Here is a 17,425-nt window from a genome sequence, read left to right on the forward strand (position 1 = left end):
CTACTGCGGGCCGCCATTCGACCTCCAGTCTCCTGCCACCTGATCTGCCGTGACCTGCTGTCACCTTGGGGCTACAATGCGCGCCATTCGAAAGTCGCCGACCCCCGCAGGGCCCGGCTCTACTGACTTTTCCAATGCCGATTCGGCGACCTGCCCGGAAGGAGAAACCCATGGGTCAGCGTACTCCCCTCTACGATCAGCACCTTGCGCTCGGTGCCAAGATGGTCGACTTCGGTGGCTGGGACATGCCACTGCATTACGGCTCCCAAGTAGAAGAACATCATCAGGTTCGTCGTGACTGCGGGGTGTTCGACGTCTCGCACATGACAGTGGTTGATGTCTCCGGCGAGCAGGCCCGCGACTATCTGCAGCGCTTGCTGGCCAACGACGTGGTACGCCTGAAAAGCACCGGTCGGGCGCTTTACACCGCGATGCTCAACGAGCGCGGCGGGGTGATCGATGACCTCATCGTCTACCTGACCGACTGGGGTTATCGCCTGGTGGTCAATGCCAGCACCCGCGACAAGGATCTGGCCTGGATGCAGGCCCAGGCGGCCGGCTTCGCCGTCGAGGTCAGAGAGCGCCCCGAGCTGGCCATGCTGGCCATCCAGGGGCCGCATGCACGCGCGCGTACGTCCGAGCTGGTGAGCCAGGCCCGGGCAGGGCTGATTCACGATCTCAAGCCTTTTCAGGGCATGGCCGATGGCGACTGGTTCATCGGGCGTACCGGCTATACCGGCGAAGATGGCCTGGAAATCATCCTGCCCGCGGAGCAGGCGCCGGACTTCCTCAGCGAGCTGGTCGGCGCCGGCATCCCGCCGATCGGCCTCGGTGCGCGCGACACCCTGCGTCTGGAGGCCGGCCTCAACCTGTACGGCCAGGACATGACTGAAGACGTATCGCCGCTGGCGGCCAACATGGGCTGGACCGTGGCCTGGGAGCCGACCGAGCGTGACTTCGTCGGCCGTGCCGCCCTGGAGCAGCAGCGGGCTCGTGACGACCTGCCCAAGCTGGTCGGCCTGGTGTTGGAGGAGCGCGGCGTACTGCGTGCTCATCAGGTGGTGCGGGTGAATGGCGTCGGCGACGGCGAGATCACCAGCGGCAGTTTTTCTCCTACGCTTGGCAAGTCCATCGCCCTGGCCCGCGTGCCGGCCGGGACCGCCGAGCGCGCGGAAGTGGAGATTCGTGGCAAGTGGTATCCGGTGCGGGTCGTGCAGCCGACATTCGTGCGCCACGGCAAGGTACTGGTGTAAATTCGACCGACTGTTTTGCGCGACTGCTGTCAACAGCCTTGAGGACCCAACAATGAGCAATATCCCCAGCGATCTGCGTTACGCCGCCAGCCACGAGTGGGCCCGTCTCGAAGCGGACGGCAGCATCACCGTCGGTATCTCCGATCACGCCCAGGAAGCGCTGGGGGATGTGGTCTACGTCGAGCTGCCCGAGGTCGGGCGCCAGCTCAATGCCGGCCAGGAAGCCGGTGTGGTCGAATCGGTGAAAGCCGCGTCCGACATCTATGCGCCGGTGGCTGGAGAGGTGATCGCGGTCAACGAGGCGCTTGCCGATTCGCCCGAGCTGGTCAACAGCGACCCGTACGGCAGCTGGTTCTTCCGCCTGCAGCCGAGCGATACGTCGGAGCTGGACAAGCTGCTCGACGCGGCCGGTTACCAGGCCGCCTGCGACGCCGACGCCTAAGCATCATCCGCAAAAGCCCCGCTCTGTCGGGGCTTTTGTTTTTCCGAGAGTAGCGACCATGCCGTATATGCCGAGCCTTTCCCAACTCCAGCAACCCGATGCCTTCCTGCGCCGTCACCTCGGCCCGGATCAGGGCGAACAGCAGGCCATGCTCGACGCGCTGGGCCTGAGCAGCCGCGAACAGCTGATCGAGCAGACCGTGCCGCCGGCGATCCGCCTGCAGGCCGAGCTGAACCTGCCGGCGGCGCTGGACGAGCAGGCCGCGCTGGCCAAGCTGCGTGGTTATGCGGAGCAGAATCAGCTCTGGACCAGCCTGATCGGCATGGGCTACCACGGCACCATCACCCCGCCGGTGATCCTGCGCAACGTGCTGGAAAACCCGGGTTGGTACACCGCCTACACGCCCTATCAGCCGGAAATTGCCCAGGGCCGTCTGGAAGCGCTGCTGAACTATCAGCAGATGATCATCGATCTCACCGGGCTCGATCTGGCCAACGCTTCGCTGCTGGATGAAGGCACCGCAGCGGCGGAGGCCATGACCCTGGCTCGGCGCATGGCCAAGAGCAAGAGCAACCGCTTCTTCGTCGAGGAGAACTGCCATCCGCAGACGCTCTCCGTGGTGCAGACCCGCGCCGAGGCGTTCGGTTTCGAGCTGGTGGTCGGCACGTTGGACGAGCTGGCCGGACAGGAAGTGTTCGGCGCGCTGTTGCAGTACCCGGATACCCATGGCGAGATTCGCGACCTGCGTCCGGCCATTGAGCAGCTGCATGCGCAGCAGGCGCTGGCCTGCGTCGCCGCCGATCTGCTCAGCCTCCTGCTGCTGACCCCGCCGGGCGAGTTGGGCGCCGACGTCGTGCTCGGCTCGACCCAGCGCTTCGGCGTGCCGATGGGCTACGGTGGCCCGCACGCGGCCTATTTTGCCAGTCGCGACGAGTTCAAGCGCGGCATGCCGGGCCGCATCATCGGCGTGTCCAAGGACGCCCGCGGCAACACCGCGCTGCGCATGGCGCTGCAGACCCGCGAGCAGCACATCCGCCGCGAGAAGGCCAACTCCAACATCTGCACCGCCCAGGTGCTGCTGGCCAACATCGCCGGCTTCTACGCCGTCTACCACGGCCCGCAGGGCCTCAAGCGCATCGCCCAGCGCGTCCACCGGCTGACCGCTATTCTCGCCGCAGGCCTCGAGCAGAAGGGCATCGTGCGGGTCAACCAGCATTTCTTCGACACCCTGACCCTTGAGGTCGGTGGCGCGCAGACTGCGGTCATCGAAAGCGCCGAAGCGGCGCAGATCAACCTGCGCATCCTCGGCCGCGGCCGGCTGGGCGTCAGCCTCGACGAGACCTGCGACGAGCGCACCGTTGAACAGCTCCTGGCGATCTTCCTCGGTGCCGATCACGGCCTCGACATCGCTACGCTGGATGCCAGCGAGCTGCCGGGCGGAATCCCCGAGGCGTTGCTGCGCGAGAGCAACTACCTCAGCCACCCGGTATTCAACTCGCACCACAGCGAAACCGAGATGCTGCGCTATCTCAAGCAGCTGGAGAACAAGGACCTGGCGCTGAACCAGGCAATGATCCCGCTCGGTTCTTGCACCATGAAGCTCAACGCCACCAGCGAGATGATCCCGATCACCTGGGCTGAGTTCGCCAACCTGCATCCGTTCGTTCCGCGCGGTCAGGCCCAGGGTTACAAGCTGATGATCGAGGAGCTGGAAGCCTGGCTCTGCGCGATCACCGGTTTCGACGCGATCAGCATGCAGCCCAACTCCGGTGCTCAGGGCGAATACGCCGGACTCGTGGCGATCCGCAAGTATCATGAGAGCCGTGGCGAAGGGCAGCGCGACATCTGCCTGATTCCGTCCTCGGCCCATGGCACCAACCCCGCCTCGGCGCAGATGGTCAGCATGCGCGTGGTCATCGTCGAGTGCGACAAGGGCGGCAACGTCGATCTGGAAGACCTCAAGCGCAAGACCGCCGAGGCCGGTGATCGTCTGTCCTGCCTGATGATCACCTATCCGTCGACCCACGGCGTTTACGAAGAAAACGTGCGCGAGATCTGCGCCGCGATCCACGCTCACGGCGGCCAGGTGTATATGGACGGTGCCAACCTCAACGCTCAGGTCGGTTTGGCGCGGCCGGCGGACATCGGCGCCGACGTCTCGCACATGAACCTGCACAAGACCTTCTGCATCCCGCATGGCGGTGGCGGCCCAGGCATGGGGCCGATCGGCGTCAAGGCGCACTTGGCACCGTTCGTGGCCAATCACCCAGTGGTCGAACTGGAAGGCCCGCAGCCAGGCAACGGCGCGGTTAGCGCAGCGCCCTGGGGCAGCGCGAGCATCCTGCCGATCAGCTGGATGTACATTGTCATGATGGGCCCGCAGCTGCGCGACTCCACGGAAGTCGCGATTCTCGGCGCCAACTACCTGGCCAATCGCCTGGGCGACGCCTTCCCAGTGCTCTACGCCGGGCGCAACGGCCGCGTCGCCCACGAGTGCATCCTCGACCTGCGCCCGCTCAAGGCCGAGACCGGAATCAGCGAGGAAGACGTCGCCAAGCGCCTGATGGACTACGGCTTCCACGCGCCGACCATGTCCTTCCCGGTGCCCGGCACGTTGATGATCGAGCCCACCGAGAGCGAGTCGAAAGCCGAGCTGGATCGCTTCGTCGAAGCGATGCTGAGCATCCGCGCGGAGATCGCCAAGGTCCAGGGTGGTGAGTGGCCGGCGGACAACAATCCGCTGGTGCGCGCGCCGCATACGCTGGCTGACGTGATCGGTGAGTGGGGCCGGCCGTACAGCATCGCCGAAGCGGTAACGCCGAGCGCCCACTCCTGTGCCCACAAGTACTGGCCGGCGGTGAACCGCGTGGACAACGTCTACGGCGATCGCAACCTGTTCTGCGCTTGCGTGCCGGTGGATGCCTATCGCGACTGAGTTGCGCTGAGGGCCGGGTGGGCGTCGATTCCTGGCGCCTTTCCGGCTTCTGCGAGGCGATTGGTGCGTTGAAATTCGGGTGGTTTTAGCGATTGGCGCTGGACTTCGTAGGGTGGATGTCGCTTTTTACATCCACCGGAGCTCCGGCTCAGGGCTGCAGGAATCGGCGACGCCTGCCCCACTCTATGCCTCAGGCTCGTGCTCGTCTTCGGCTGCCTCGTCCAGCATTCCCAACCAGTTCGCCAGCACCAGCTGCGCTTCCTCGACCCCCTGCCGCTTCGGTGCCGAGAACAGCTGGACGCTGACATCGGCGCCCCAGCCTTTGTGGATATCGCGCTGGATGGCCAGCAACGCGTTTTTCGCGGCGCCGAAGGCCAGCTTGTCGGACTTGGTCAACAGGATGTGCAAGGGCATCTGGCTGGCGCTCGCCCAGTCCAGCATCATGCGGTCGAACTCGGTCAGCGGATGGCGGATATCCATCATCAGGAACACGCCGGCCAGGCTCTCGCGGCTGCCCAGGTAGGCTTCCAGGTGGCGCTGCCAGTGCTGCTTGAGCGGGATCGGCACCTTGGCGTAGCCGTAGCCGGGCAGGTCGACCAGTCGGCGTTCGTCATCGAGGCGGAAGAAGTTGAGCAGCTGGGTGCGGCCCGGGGTCTTCGAAGTGCGCGCCAGGTTGGCATGAGTCAGGGTGTTCAGCGCGCTCGACTTGCCTGCGTTGGAACGGCCGGCAAAGGCTACTTCCAGACCCTCGTCGGCCGGGCACTGATCGACCTTGGCGGCGCTGATCATGAAGGTGGCCTGTTGGCAAAGGCCGAGAATCGGGTTTTTCGGTAGCATGGTCGTTCCGGTGAGTGCACGCGGGTGCGGCAATGGTTCGTTTCCGTTTCAGAAACGGGAGTATATAATGCCGCAGTTTTTATGTGCGCTTTGGCCTGATATCGGGCCACGTGTGGTGTTCAGCCTGATCCGGACGCCGGTGCGGCGGTAGTTACCACCGCAATGCGGATGCCCAGCGTGCCACTATAACGAGCGTCGCCCCGGTTCGATGGCCGTGCGCGACCCGATGAATTCCTTTCAAACCCTTAGCCGTAGTTGGATTAGCTGATGAACAAAGTACTCGTGAGTCTGCTGTTGACCCTTGGCATCACCGGTATGGCCCACGCGGCTGGAGACGCCGAAGCTGGTCAGGGCAAAGTTGCAGTGTGTGGTGCGTGCCACGGTGTCGATGGCAACAGCCCGGCGCCGAATTTCCCGAAACTGGCTGGCCAGGGTGAGCGTTACCTGCTCAAGCAACTGCAGGACATCAAGGCTGGCAGCACACCGGGTGCCCCGGAAGGCGTAGGTCGCAAGGTGTTGGAAATGACCGGCATGCTGGACCCGCTGAGTGATCAGGATCTGGAAGACATCGCCGCCTACTTCTCAAGCCAGAAGGGCAGTGTTGGTTACGCCGATCCGGCTCTGGCAAAGCAGGGCGAGAAACTGTTCCGTGGTGGCAAGCTCGATCAGGGCATGCCGGCGTGCACCGGTTGCCACGCACCCAACGGCGTCGGTAACGACCTGGCTGGCTTCCCCAAGCTGGGTGGGCAGCACGCGGCGTACACCGCCAAGCAGCTGACCGACTTCCGCGAAGGCAATCGCACCAACGACGGCGACACCATGATCATGCGTGGCGTCGCCGCCAAGCTGAGCAACAAGGACATCGAAGCGCTGTCCAGCTACATCCAGGGCCTGCACTGATAACAGCGGCAGGTTGAACAGAAGGGCGTCGGGGCCGTTGGCTCCGGCGCCCTTTTGCGTTTTCACGCCGGGCTACACAATCTTCGTCACGGCTTTAAACGCGCGGATGAAAAACGCTGGCGAGTCCTGACGTTTTGCTGCAGCCTGTTGCGCCATCGGTCCGTCGTAAACAGGAGTATTTCATGCGCAATTTCCTACTCACTGCCGTTTTTGCCGCTGCGAGCCTGTTCGGTGTCGCAGCCCAGGCAGCGGAGTTTCAGGCCGGCAAGGAATATGTCGAGCTGAGCAGCCCGGTCCCCGTTGCCGACCCGAGCAAGATCGAGGTGGTCGAGCTGTTCTGGTATGGCTGTCCGCACTGCTATCAGTTCGAACCGGTGATCAAGCCCTGGGCCGAACAGCTGCCGGATGACGTCCAGTTCAAGCGTATTCCGGCCATGTTCGGTGGCATCTGGAATGCGCATGGGCAGCTGTTCATCGCCCTGGAATCCATGGGTGTCGAGCCGAAGGTGCATGACGCGGTGTTTGCCGCCTATCACCAGGAACGCAAGAAGCTCGCCACTCCCGAGGAAATGGCTGACTTCCTCGCCGGTCAGGGCATCGACAAGCAGGCGTTTCTCAAGGCCTACAACTCCTTTGGTGTACGTGGCCGGGTTGAGCAGGCGAAGAAGCTCGGCATGGCTTATCAGATCACCGGCGTACCGGTGATGATCGTCAACGGCAAGTACCGCTTCGACCTCGGCTCGTCTGGCGGCCCGGAGCGTACGCTGCAGGTGGCGGACTTCCTCATCGAAAAAGAACGCGCAGCGCGGTAACCCGCGATGCTGCGCCGTTGGAGCGCTCCGCGCCTTGCCGGCCCAGGCAAGGCGCGCGTCAATTCGCAGTGCCTGGCCAGTAGCGGGCTGCCCGCCGATGGGCGGCTAAGGCTGCTTAGCTTCAACATCCAGGTTGGCATCAGCACCGAGCGCTACCACCACTACCTGACGCGCAGCTGGCAGCATTTGCTGCCGCATCCCGGTCGCGCCAGCAACCTGCAGCGCATCGGCGAAGTACTGGGTAACTATGATTTGGTCGCCCTGCAGGAAGCCGACGGTGGCAGTCTGCGCTCCGGTTACGTCAATCAGGTCGAGCACCTCGCCCATCTGGGCGCCTTTCCCTACTGGTATCAGCAGCTCAATCGCAATCTCGGGCGTTTCGCCCAGCACAGCAACGGCGTCCTCAGCCGGCTCGAACCACAAGGCCTGGAAGATCACCCGCTGCCTGGCCCTTCCGGGCGCGGGGCGATTCTGTTGCGTTTCGGCGAGGGACCGGACGCGCTGGTTGTGGTGATGATGCACCTGGCCCTGGGAGGCGGGGCGCGGACGCGCCAGCTGGCCTATATCCGCGAGCTGATTGGCGGCTATCGGCATCAGGTGTTGATGGGCGACATGAATACCCACGCCAATGATCTGCTGGAAAATTCGCCGCTGCGCGATCTCGGCCTGCTCGCGCCGCAGATCGAAGCGACATTCCCGAGCTGGCGACCGCAACGCTGTCTGGACCATATTCTGCTAAGCCCGAGCCTGACGCTGGAACGTGTCGATGTGCTGGCGCTGCCGATCTCCGACCATCTGCCGGTGGCAGTGGAGATCCGTTTGCCGGACTCGCTTCAGGCCGATTCCCTGCCGGTACAGGTACAAGAAACGAAATGAGCGAAGAAGTCGAACGCTGGAAGGAAAAGTATCTTCAGCTCGCTGAGCGGCAGGAGCAGCTCGAAGCGCGCTGGGAGCAGCGCGTCGATCTACTGCGGCGCAGCCTGGTGCGTAGCAGCCTGGCGGTGGAGGGTGCCGATCCCGCGGTCGAGCGCTGCCTGCACGAAATGCGAGAGATCCTCCGCGACGGTGATCTGGATGAGGGGCTCAGCCAGCTGGTGCCGCGCCTGGAGAAGGCTGTGCTGGAATCCGAACGCCACCGCCAGGAACGGGCCGTTCGCCTGACCGAGGCTTTGCATCGGCTGGTCTCCCAGCTACTGGGCATGTCGGTGCCGGCGGAGCTGCGCAAGCCGCTCAAGCGATTTGCCAAGGAGCTGGACCAGCGTGCCGCCAGGCTGCGTGAGCTGCCGGTGCTGCTCGGCGAGCTGAGTGACCTGCAGGGCCAGGTGCTGGATCTGCAGGGGCTGGCGGCGCCGCAGCAGAGCGGTTTTCTGAAGCGCCTGTTTGGCGGGCGGGACATGCCGCTGGCGCCGCCCGCCGCAGTCAATGAGGTCGACGCTGTCCCGGTAGTAGTGGAAGCGCTAGGGCTGCCCAAGCCTGCCGTTCAGGCTGCCCCGCTGCTCGAGGACATGCCGCTTGCCAAGACGCCGGCCGAGGCACCGGCCGCCGAAGAAGCTATCGCGGAAACCGAGGCGGAGCAGAACGCGGCTGCATACGCCCTGCCGGATTCGCCGGAGCCCGCGTTCAGCGTCGTCGCGGACCGCGTGGAGGCGACCCTCGGCAGCCTGCTGGACAGCCTTCATCTGCCGGAACAGCACCAGCCGCAACTGCAGACGCTGCGGGCGCGCATCCAGCACGGCTTGAACTGGTATGAGTTGGTGCCGGTGCTGGACGATCTCGCGATGCTGATGATCGCCTTCAGCGACCAGGGCCAGCGGGATTTCGAAAACTACCTGCAAACGCTCAACGAGCGCCTGACTGCGATGCAGGAAAATCTCCTCGCCGCGCACCAGGGGCATAACGAAGGACGCGACGCCGCTCAGGCGCTGGATGCGGAGTTGCGAGAACAGGTCGGCGGGTTGCAGGACAGCATGCGCCAGGCCAAGGATCTGACCAGCCTGAAGCAGGTGGTCGAGGCGCGCCTGGATGGCCTGCTGACCACGGTGGACACCTACCGGCAACAGCGTAGCGAGCAGGAACAGAAGCTCGGTGAGCGCCTGCAGCAGTTGGTCAGCCGGGTCGGCAGCCTCGAACAGGCAGCACGCGGCCTGCGCGGGCACCTGGAGGAGCAGCGTCAGAAAGCGCTGCAGGATCCGCTGACCGGCCTGCCCAACCGGGCGGCATGGAACGAGCGCCTGGAGCTCGAGTTCGCCCGCTGGCAACGTTACGGCGGCGACCTGCTGCTGGCCGTGCTGGACGTCGATCACTTCAAGCGGGTCAACGATGGCTACGGTCACCTGGCTGGTGATCGGGTGCTGAAGATCATTGGCACCGAGCTGCACAAGCGTTTGCGCAAGACCGATTTCATCGCCCGCTTCGGTGGCGAGGAGTTCGTCGTGCTGCTGCCCAACACGCCCTATGAGGCAGGGCTGCAGCTGATGGAGTCGCTGCGTGAGTCGATCGGCAGCTGTCCGTTCCATTTCAAGGGCGAGCGCGTTGCCATCACGCTCTCGGCCGGCCTGACCGCGTTCAGCGAAGGTGACAGCACCGAGCGTGCCTTCGAGCGTGCCGACAGCGCGCTCTACCGGGCCAAGGATTCGGGGCGCAATCGCGTCGAGGCGGCCTGACCGGCTGCCCTGGCCCGGTCCCGATCGCCCGGTATAATCACGCCCCTCACCGCACCGACATGAGCGGAGCCCCTCGCAGCGGGCTGCTGCTCATCTGCGTCATTTCGCCGTCGACACAGAGGTCGTCCCGATGAAAACCATCCCCGCCGTCCTGATGCTCCTGCTGCTGGCCGGTTGCGCCAGTGGTCCGCGCATCGATACCAGCTACAGCTCGACCGGCCACGACAGCCGCGCCCAGTTCATCATCCTGCATTACACCTCGACCGACCTGCCCCGTTCGCTGCAGCTGCTTAGCGGCCGCGACGTCAGCAGCCACTACCTGATCGCCGAATCGCCGGCGACCATCTACCGCCTGGTGGATGAAAACCGCCGCGCCTGGCATGCCGGCGAGAGTGAGTGGAACGGGCGCACCTGGCTCAACGCCACATCGATCGGCATCGAGCTGGTCAACCGCGGCTACGTGGAAAGCGCCGACGGGCGCCGGCTCTGGTATCCGTACTCCGAGGAGCAGATCGACGCGCTGGTGGTGCTGCTCAAGGACATCATGGCGCGTCACGACCTCAAGCCGGGCGCCATCATCGGCCACAGCGACATCGCCCCGCAGCGCAAGGTCGATCCGGGGCCGCTGTTCCCCTGGAAACGCCTGGCCGAGGAGGGGCTGCTGCCCTGGCCCGACGCCGATGCGGTGGCGGCCGAGCGGATGCGCTATGCATCGGCCGGGCTGCCGACGATCGCCTGGTTCCAGGATGCATTGGCGGCGCAGGGTTACCGGGTGCCGCGCCACGGCCATCTGGACGACGAGACGCGTAACGTGATCGCTGCGTTCCAGATGAAATACCGCCCGGCTCGCTTCGACGGCGAACCCGATGCCGAGACCGCCGCGATGCTGCAGGTGCTCGGTAACCAGGCGGGGCGCTGACTCAGTAGCGGGTGGTGCCGATCAGTCTCGAGTCGGCCAGCGCGGCGCTACGGTGCTCGGCTGCAGCCTGATAGTCGCTGTCGCCGATCATCGCCAGGAAGGCTTCCTTGGATGGATAGCTGACCAGCAGTATGTCGTCCCACTGCTCGTCCGTCGGGGCGATCAGCGCGGCATGGGCCTTGGTCCTGACTTCCACCGCGCCACCGCTGGCCTGCACCTTGGCCAGTGCCACGCGGCTGTAGCGGGCGTAGGCCTCGCGACCACTGCACGGACTGTGCTGACTACCTGACGGATAGGTCGCCTGGTCGTTATAGCGCAGCAGGTTGAGCATCAGGATCGGCACGCCCGAAGGCATCGTCGCAGCGAAGTCGGCGAGCTGTTCGGGGCTGGGGTTCAGGCTCGGCATGTGGCCTCCTCGATGGCGCTGTCAGATCGGCAGCGCAACGTAGAAGATGGTGCCGTGGCCGATCCGTGAATGCACGCCAATACGCCCACCATGCAACTGAGCGATTTCCTTGCATAAGGCAAGGCCCAGTCCGGCACCGCCACGGCGGCGACCGATCTGCACGAACGGCTCGAAGATGCGCGCCTGCTGGCTGTAGGGAATGCCTTCGCCGTTGTCCTCGACGCTGAGGATCATCCGCTCGCCGTGGTGCCGCGCCAGCAGCCGAACCTCGCCGCCCTTGGGCGTGTGGCGCAGGGCATTGCTCAGCAGGTTGTCCATCACCCGCTCGATCTGCTGGCGGTCGAGCATCAGCGTCGGCAGCGGCTGCTGCAACTCCAGCTTGAGCTGAACCTCCTGTTCGGCAGCGTTGACCTCGAAGCGTTGACGCGCGGCCTCGAGCAGCTCGGGGATGTGGCACTGCTCCAGCTCCAGCTTCTGCTGGCCACTCTGATAGCGCGAGAAGTTGAGCAGGTCATTGATCAGCCGGACCAGTCGCTGCATTTCCTCGTGTACGGTGTCGAACAGGTCCGACTCGCGGCTGCCGGCCGGGTAGCGCAGGCGTTCGCGCAGCAGGCTGAAGGCCATCTGCATGCCGGTGACCGGCGTGCGCAGCTCATGGGAGGCCCGCAGCACGAACTCGTTGCGCACTCGTTCGAAGGTGCGCTGATCGGTGACGTCGTGCAGCACCATGACCGCACCGCTGATGCTGCCGTCGTGGTGGCTCACCGGGCTGATGCGCCAGGCCAGCAGGCGGCGTTCGCCGTCCGCCTCAATGATCAGGTCTTCGGGTGGGTCGGACAGTGGTTTGTCGTCCAGCACCTGCCGCGCTGCATTGTCCAGGTCCGGGTAGCCGAGCGCTTCGCCGAGGGTCGAGCCGAGGTGCTCGTTCTCCCAGGCCAGCTGCCGCTGGGCGACCGGGTTGGCGTGCTCCAGTCGACCGTCGCGGTCGACGATCAGCAGGCCGTCGTCGATGCTATCGAGCAGTGCCTGCAGACGCTGCTGGCCGTTGACCAGCGCCTCCACGTTGGTCTGCTTGAACTCGTGCAGAGCCTGAGCCATCAGGCCGAAGCGGCGGCTCAGCGAGGACAGCTCCGCGATGTGCGGCGTCGGCAGGGAAATGTTGAAGTCGCCGCGGCCGATCTGGTCGGCGGCGGCGGACAGCCGTTCGATCGGTTCGCCGAAGCGGCGGGCGAAGCTGTGCGCGGTGATGAAGCCGATCAGCAGTACCGCGATCGCCGTCAGGCCCAGCAGGCCGGCGAGCAGCGACGCCCGGTCACGGCTGCGCAGCTCGGTGTCGCGGATCTTGTCGTACGCCGTGCGCTGCATGTCGGTCATCAGGCTGCGCACCTGATTGAAGGCCTGGCTGAGCGGATTGTCTTCCAGCAGCGTCAGGTTCTGGTTGCGGGCGGCATCGACCTGCTGCAGGAAGCTGGCGTAGGCGCTGGCGACGGCCTGGAATGCCTGCCGATCGGTCTCGTCGCTGGCTTCGGCGATGCCGCGTTCGAGCGTCTGCTGAAACGATTGGCTCAGCGGTTCCAGCGCTTCACTGCGACCGCTGTCGGTGAGCATCACGATCAGGTGGTTGCCCAGCGTCTGCCGCAGCTGCTGGTTGATCTCGATGATGGCGAAGTTGTTGCGGATCAGCTGTTCCTGGCTCTTGGCCATCTGCATGACGCTGACCAGCGCCAGCAGCAGGCCCAGCAGCGCAACCGTCATCAGCGCGGAGAAGCCGAGAAACAGGCGGGTCCGCAGCTTCATCTGGAGTTTCATAGGCCGTACTGCTTGCGTTTTCGGTAGAGGGTCGAGGCGTCGATACCCAGGATGCGCGCGGCCTGATCGAGAGTATCGCTGGTGCTCAACACGCCGGCGATATGCGCTTTCTCCAGCGCCTCCAGGCTGAGCGGCTCACCGATGCGTGGCGCGTTGCTGCCTACCTGTTCGCCCAGCCCGAGGTGGCTGACCTCGATCATCTGCTGCGGGCAAATGATGCTCGCCCGTTCCACCACGTTGCGCAGTTCACGCACGTTGCCCGGCCAGCGGTAGGTCTTCAGTGCGGCAACCGCTGCATCGCTGAAACCGCGCGCAGGGCGGCCATAGTTCTTCACGAACGAGGCAAGGAAGCGTTCGGCCAGGGTCAGCACGTCCTCGGGACGCTCGCGCATGGGCGGCAGGTTGAGGGTGATGACATTGAGGCGATACAGCAGGTCCTCGCGGAACTTGCCCTCGCGCACCATTTCTTCGAGGTTCAGGTTGGTCGCCGCGAGGATGCGCACATCGGCGCGGCGGGTGACCGGGTCGCCGACCCGCTCGTACTCCTTGTCCTGGATGAAGCGCAGCAGCTTGGGTTGCAGCGCCAGCGGGAAGTCACCGATCTCGTCGAGGAACAGCGTGCCGCCGTCGGCCTGGTTGACCCGGCCCAGCGTGCTCTCCGTCGCGCCGGTGAAGGCGCCGCGGTTGTGCCCGAACAGCTCGCTTTCCATCAGGTCGGCGGACAGCGACGGGCAGTTGATGGTGACGAAGGCCTTCTTCGAGCGCCGGCTCCAGGTGTGGATGGCACGCGCCAGTTCGCCCTTGCCGGTACCCGATTCGCCAAGGATGAGAATGTTGGCGTCGGTGTCTGCCACCTGCCGCGCGGTTTCCAGCACGGCCATCATCGCCGGGCTGTGCGAGCCGAGGGCGTCGCTGCGTTGCTTCATCTCGCCTTCCAGCGCTTCCAGTCGGGCCGCCATCTGGCGGACTTCCAGCTGCTTGGCGGCGGACAGGCGAAGCTGTTCCGGGCTGCATGGCTTGAGCAGGTAGTCCGCTGCGCCGGCCTGCATGGCGTCCACGGCGGTGTCCACGGCCGAATGGGCGGTGACGATTACCACGCGCATCCAGGGCGCGAGCAGGCGCATCTGCTGCAGGACGTCCAGGCCATTGTCTTCGCCAAGTCTCAGGTCGAGGAAGCACAGGTCGAATACCTGACGCTGCAGAATGGCCTCGGCCTGCGCCGCACTGGCTGCAGTCATGACCGTGTAGCCGCGGTCCTCCAGGCAGTAACGAAAGGTACGCAGGATCGCCGCTTCGTCATCCACCAGGAGGATGCGCCCGCCGTTGTCCGTCGTTTGGTCCATGGATGCTCCCCATCAAAAGGCGTATCGGTCGCTGAATTGCTCGGATTATGTGTGTCGAGCGCCGGGCGGCGCCGTTGCGTTGCTGGCGAGACCTTAGTCTATGAAAAGTCTTGCAAGTTGCACGGTATCAGCACGGCTTTCCTGCATGCTGCACTCCGACGCCTGCAATGGCATCGCCCAAGTGGCTGATTTGGTTACCGCTGGCGCTTGCGCCGGCCTGGCATGGGGCTTGCGACCCTGAACACAGGGCGTCACTTCTCGCCGAGCGGGCGTGTGGCGAATCTGTTGCAACCATGCAGGAGGTGTTATGAATCAGTCCATGAATCAGCTCAATGAGCTCATTGAGATCACCCGCGACGGGCAGCGTTTCTACCAGCATGCCGCCGACGAAGTAAAGGACGTCGAGCTGCAGCACCTGTTTCGCGATCTGGCGCAGGCCAAGACGCAGATCATCCAGGCCCTCAGCGTGAAGGTTGCAGCCAACCATGAGCACCCGTCGCAGGGCGGGACGCTGACCGGCCGGATGCGTGAGCTCTATGCCGACGCTCGATCACGCATCGGCGACCACGACACCGCCTATGTCGACCAGCTGGAGCAGACGGAAGCGAGCATTCTGCATGCCTTCGAGGATGCTGTAGGAGACGCCGAGCCGGATATCCGAGCGCTGCTCGCCATCGAGCTGCCGAAGCTGCGTGCCTGTCATGAGCGCATACGCCACCTCAAGGAAGCTAGGCATTAAGCGTTCGTGCAAAACGCCCGGCATTGCTGGGGCGCTCATGCAAATTGAGTTGCCAGGACGCTGGGCATAATCTCTAACTCATTGATTTATAACAATTTTAAATTGTAATGCGAGCTGGCACGGCGCCTGCAATATCCCCCTCAACGAAACGACGTCGCCACGCTTAGAAGGAGTTGAGGATGAATCGCCAAGCCCGCTTTTCATTGGCCAGCAAGGGGTTCCTCTCTGCTGCGGTAGTCATGCTGATCATGGGTGCCGAGCGCCCGCTGTCGCAACCGCTCAGCCAGGCGCAACAGAATTCAGCGGAACGAATCGGCATGTATGACGCTCAACCTATTGAGCTCATGCGGACCGGCCAAGAGCCGCAGACCATCGACTATCGCCAGGCGCCTTCTGACCAGCGCTGGGTATTCTGAGCAACGAAGGGGACGTGCAAGCGAATCAGCAAGGATGCTTTACACACTCGATGCCGATCGGACTGACCGATCCGCTGAGAACCGTTCCTGAAACAAGAGGAGTCACACCATGCTGAGTTGGGCCATTACCTTCCTGATCATCGCCATCATCGCTGCGGTACTGGGCTTCGGTGGTATCGCCGGCACTGCAACGGGTATCGCCAAGATCCTGTTCGTGGTTTTCCTGGTTCTGTTCGTAGCGTCGCTGATCTTTGGCCGCGGCCGCGGACCACGCGTGTGATGCAATCGATGGCCGCCCGCAAGGGCGGCTGATTGAGGAGTTTCAGTGGCATAGGAAGCCAATTTCGCCGGGTCATGTTCGGCTTTCGAAGGTGATCCAGAGCGCGCGGGCCTAACCGCTCCGCGCGCTTCACCCCTCAGCGGGGGGAACCAGGGGGTCGGGTTGTTCTGCATCGCGGAGCGACCTAGAGGTACAGGGAGTACCTCCTAATCGGACCGGGTTCTGTGAAGCTGCGGCCGGGGGCGCAATCGCTCCCGGCATGCAGCAACAAATGTCCGATCTGCTTCATCGTCTTTCGCAGCCTCTCCACTCATCTCGCAGTCCCTCTACCTCATCGTTTTCCTCTTGCCGTCTACTGATCTGCGGATGACCCGTGCGCGCGCGCACCGCTATCATCGCGTCCAGCTTTCGACGGGAGAACGACATGCTCAACGGCCTCTGGCTGGGCTTTTTTCTGATCGCCGCGGTTGCCGCCCTCGGGCGCTGGCTGATCGGTGGCGACCCTGCAGTGTTCGCCGCGCTGGTGGAAAGCCTGTTCGCCATGGCCAAGCTGGCCGTAGAAGTGATGATCGTGCTGTTCGGCACCTTGACGTTGTGGCTGGGCTTTTTGCGCATCGCGGAAAAGGCCGGGCTCATCGAACTCCTGGCGCGTCTGCTCGGGCCATTGTTCCGCCGCCTGATGCCCGAAGTGCCGGCAGGCCATCCGGCGCTGGGGCTGATCACCCTGAACTTCGCCGCCAACGGCCTGGGACTGGACAACGCCGCGACGCCAATCGGCCTCAAGGCAATGCGCGCGCTGCAGGAGCTCAATCCGCTGCCGACCGTGGCCAGCAATGCGCAGATCCTGTTTCTGGTGCTCAACACCTCGTCGCTGACGCTATTGCCGGTGTCGATCTTCATGTACCGCGTACAGCAGGGCGCGGAAGACCCGACCCTGGTTTTTCTGCCGATCCTCCTGGCGACCAGTGCATCTTCGCTGGCCGGCCTACTGGCGGTGGCACTGGTGCAGCGGCTGCGCCTGTGGGATCCGGTGGTGCTGGCCTACTTCGTTCCCGGTGCACTGCTGCTCGGTGGCTTCATGGCGCTGCTGGCGGGGCTGTCGGCGACCGCGCTGGCGTCGCTGTCTTCGTTGCTGGGCAATCTGACGCTGTTCGGTCTGATCATCGCCTTTCTGGCCGTCGGTGCGCTGCGCAAGGTGCCGGTGTATGAGGCGTTCGTCGAGGGGGCGCAGGAGGGCTTCGATGTCGCCAAGAGCCTGTTGCCCTACCTGATCGCCATGCTCTGCGCGATCGGCGCTCTGCGCGCCTCCGGCGCGCTGGATTTCGGTCTGGAAGGCATTCGCTGGATGGTGGAGGCGCTGGGCTGGGACACACGCTTCGTCGATGCCCTGCCGACTGCGCTGGTCAAACCGTTTTCCGGCAGTGCGGCGCGAGCGATGCTGATCGAGACCATGCAGAGTCAGGGCGTGGACAGCTTCCCGGCACTGGTGGCGGCTACGGTACAGGGCAGTACCGAGACGACCTTCTATGTGCTGGCGGTGTACTTTGGCGCCGTAGGCATCCAGCGCGCGCGCCATGCGGTGGGTTGCGCGATAGTGGCGGATCTGGCCGGCATCATCGCCGCGATTGCCGTGTGCTACTGGTTCTTCGGCTGAGCCGAAGCCGCGCACTG

At 64.4% G+C, this 17,425-nt stretch carries 16 protein-coding genes; 12 read left to right on the top strand and 4 right to left on the bottom strand.

Annotated elements, in window-relative coordinates:
• Positions 1-170: 170 nt before the first annotated feature.
• Genes gcvT through gcvP form a run of 3 tightly spaced genes read left to right on the top strand, consistent with a single transcriptional unit; the run spans position 171 to position 4,630 of the window.
• On the top strand, positions 171-1,253 hold the full coding sequence (gene gcvT / locus CW305_RS20255; RefSeq protein ID WP_104098788.1) for a glycine cleavage system aminomethyltransferase GcvT: 1,083 nt from the start codon (positions 171-173) through the stop codon (positions 1,251-1,253).
• Positions 1,254-1,305: 52 nt separating this feature from the next.
• Positions 1,306-1,695: a glycine cleavage system protein GcvH gene (gene gcvH / locus CW305_RS20260; RefSeq protein ID WP_003303288.1), complete on the top strand. Its 390-nt coding sequence runs from the start codon at positions 1,306-1,308 to the stop codon at positions 1,693-1,695.
• A gap of 58 nt (positions 1,696-1,753) precedes the next feature.
• Positions 1,754-4,630, top strand: coding sequence for an aminomethyl-transferring glycine dehydrogenase (gcvP, locus tag CW305_RS20265; RefSeq protein WP_104098789.1), 2,877 nt, complete (start codon positions 1,754-1,756; stop codon positions 4,628-4,630).
• A 183-nt stretch (positions 4,631-4,813) separates the two neighbouring features.
• Here the strand turns inward: gcvP and yihA are convergent, their stop codons facing one another.
• Positions 4,814-5,467, bottom strand: a complete 654-nt coding sequence (gene yihA / locus CW305_RS20270) for a ribosome biogenesis GTP-binding protein YihA/YsxC (RefSeq protein ID WP_014818659.1) — start codon at positions 5,465-5,467, stop codon at positions 4,814-4,816.
• 267 nt (positions 5,468-5,734) lie between these two features.
• Between yihA and CW305_RS20275 the strand changes: the two genes are divergently transcribed.
• The 5 genes from CW305_RS20275 to CW305_RS20295 all read left to right on the top strand — a co-directional run bounded on the left by CW305_RS20275 (position 5,735) and on the right by CW305_RS20295 (position 10,761).
• On the top strand, positions 5,735-6,367 hold the full coding sequence (locus CW305_RS20275) for a c-type cytochrome (protein WP_014818660.1): 633 nt from the start codon (positions 5,735-5,737) through the stop codon (positions 6,365-6,367).
• 182 nt (positions 6,368-6,549) lie between these two features.
• Positions 6,550-7,179: a thiol:disulfide interchange protein DsbA/DsbL gene (locus CW305_RS20280; RefSeq protein WP_014818661.1), complete on the top strand. Its 630-nt coding sequence runs from the start codon at positions 6,550-6,552 to the stop codon at positions 7,177-7,179.
• Between the two features lie 6 nt (positions 7,180-7,185).
• On the top strand, positions 7,186-8,055 hold the full coding sequence (locus tag CW305_RS20285; protein WP_041015059.1) for an endonuclease/exonuclease/phosphatase family protein: 870 nt from the start codon (positions 7,186-7,188) through the stop codon (positions 8,053-8,055).
• Positions 8,052-9,842 (top strand): GGDEF domain-containing protein, encoded by a 1,791-nt coding sequence (locus CW305_RS20290; RefSeq protein ID WP_104098790.1) that lies wholly within the window; start codon positions 8,052-8,054, stop codon positions 9,840-9,842. Before CW305_RS20285 ends, CW305_RS20290 begins: the two co-directional genes overlap by 4 nt.
• A 130-nt stretch (positions 9,843-9,972) precedes the next feature.
• Positions 9,973-10,761 carry an N-acetylmuramoyl-L-alanine amidase gene (locus CW305_RS20295; RefSeq protein WP_014818664.1) on the top strand — a complete coding sequence of 263 codons (789 nt, stop codon included), beginning with the start codon at positions 9,973-9,975 and terminating at the stop codon, positions 10,759-10,761.
• A 1-nt stretch (position 10,762) separates the two neighbouring features.
• On the opposite strand, the gene CW305_RS20300 is transcribed toward CW305_RS20295, so the two are convergent.
• The 3 genes from CW305_RS20300 to algB are packed head-to-tail and all read right to left on the bottom strand — an operon-like array spanning position 10,763 to position 14,319.
• Positions 10,763-11,167, bottom strand: a complete 405-nt coding sequence (locus CW305_RS20300) for a DUF1330 domain-containing protein (RefSeq protein ID WP_104098791.1) — start codon at positions 11,165-11,167, stop codon at positions 10,763-10,765.
• Positions 11,168-11,188: 21 nt separating this feature from the next.
• Complete coding sequence (locus CW305_RS20305) at positions 11,189-12,976, bottom strand: KinB sensor domain-containing domain (RefSeq protein WP_023444003.1); 1,788 nt, start codon at positions 12,974-12,976, stop codon at positions 11,189-11,191.
• On the bottom strand, positions 12,973-14,319 hold the full coding sequence (gene algB, locus CW305_RS20310; protein WP_014818667.1) for a sigma-54-dependent response regulator transcription factor AlgB: 1,347 nt from the start codon (positions 14,317-14,319) through the stop codon (positions 12,973-12,975). The genes CW305_RS20305 and algB overlap by 4 nt, the downstream gene beginning before the upstream one ends.
• 307 nt (positions 14,320-14,626) lie before the next feature.
• Between algB and CW305_RS20315 the strand changes: the two genes are divergently transcribed.
• The 4 genes from CW305_RS20315 to CW305_RS20330 all read left to right on the top strand — a co-directional run bounded on the left by CW305_RS20315 (position 14,627) and on the right by CW305_RS20330 (position 17,408).
• Positions 14,627-15,058 (top strand): PA2169 family four-helix-bundle protein, encoded by a 432-nt coding sequence (locus tag CW305_RS20315; protein WP_104098792.1) that lies wholly within the window; start codon positions 14,627-14,629, stop codon positions 15,056-15,058.
• A gap of 179 nt (positions 15,059-15,237) precedes the next feature.
• The gene (locus CW305_RS20320) at positions 15,238-15,474 is read left to right on the top strand and encodes a hypothetical protein (protein ID WP_104098793.1); all 237 of its coding nucleotides are present in this window, start codon (positions 15,238-15,240) and stop codon (positions 15,472-15,474) included.
• 109 nt (positions 15,475-15,583) lie between these two features.
• Positions 15,584-15,754 (top strand): DUF1328 domain-containing protein, encoded by a 171-nt coding sequence (locus tag CW305_RS20325; protein ID WP_003282841.1) that lies wholly within the window; start codon positions 15,584-15,586, stop codon positions 15,752-15,754.
• Positions 15,755-16,178: 424 nt separating this feature from the next.
• Complete coding sequence (locus CW305_RS20330) at positions 16,179-17,408, top strand: nucleoside recognition domain-containing protein (protein WP_104098794.1); 1,230 nt, start codon at positions 16,179-16,181, stop codon at positions 17,406-17,408.
• The last annotated feature ends 17 nt before the right edge of the window (positions 17,409-17,425 follow it).

This window comes from Stutzerimonas kunmingensis (assembly GCF_002929225.1).
Classification (GTDB): domain Bacteria; phylum Pseudomonadota; class Gammaproteobacteria; order Pseudomonadales; family Pseudomonadaceae; genus Stutzerimonas.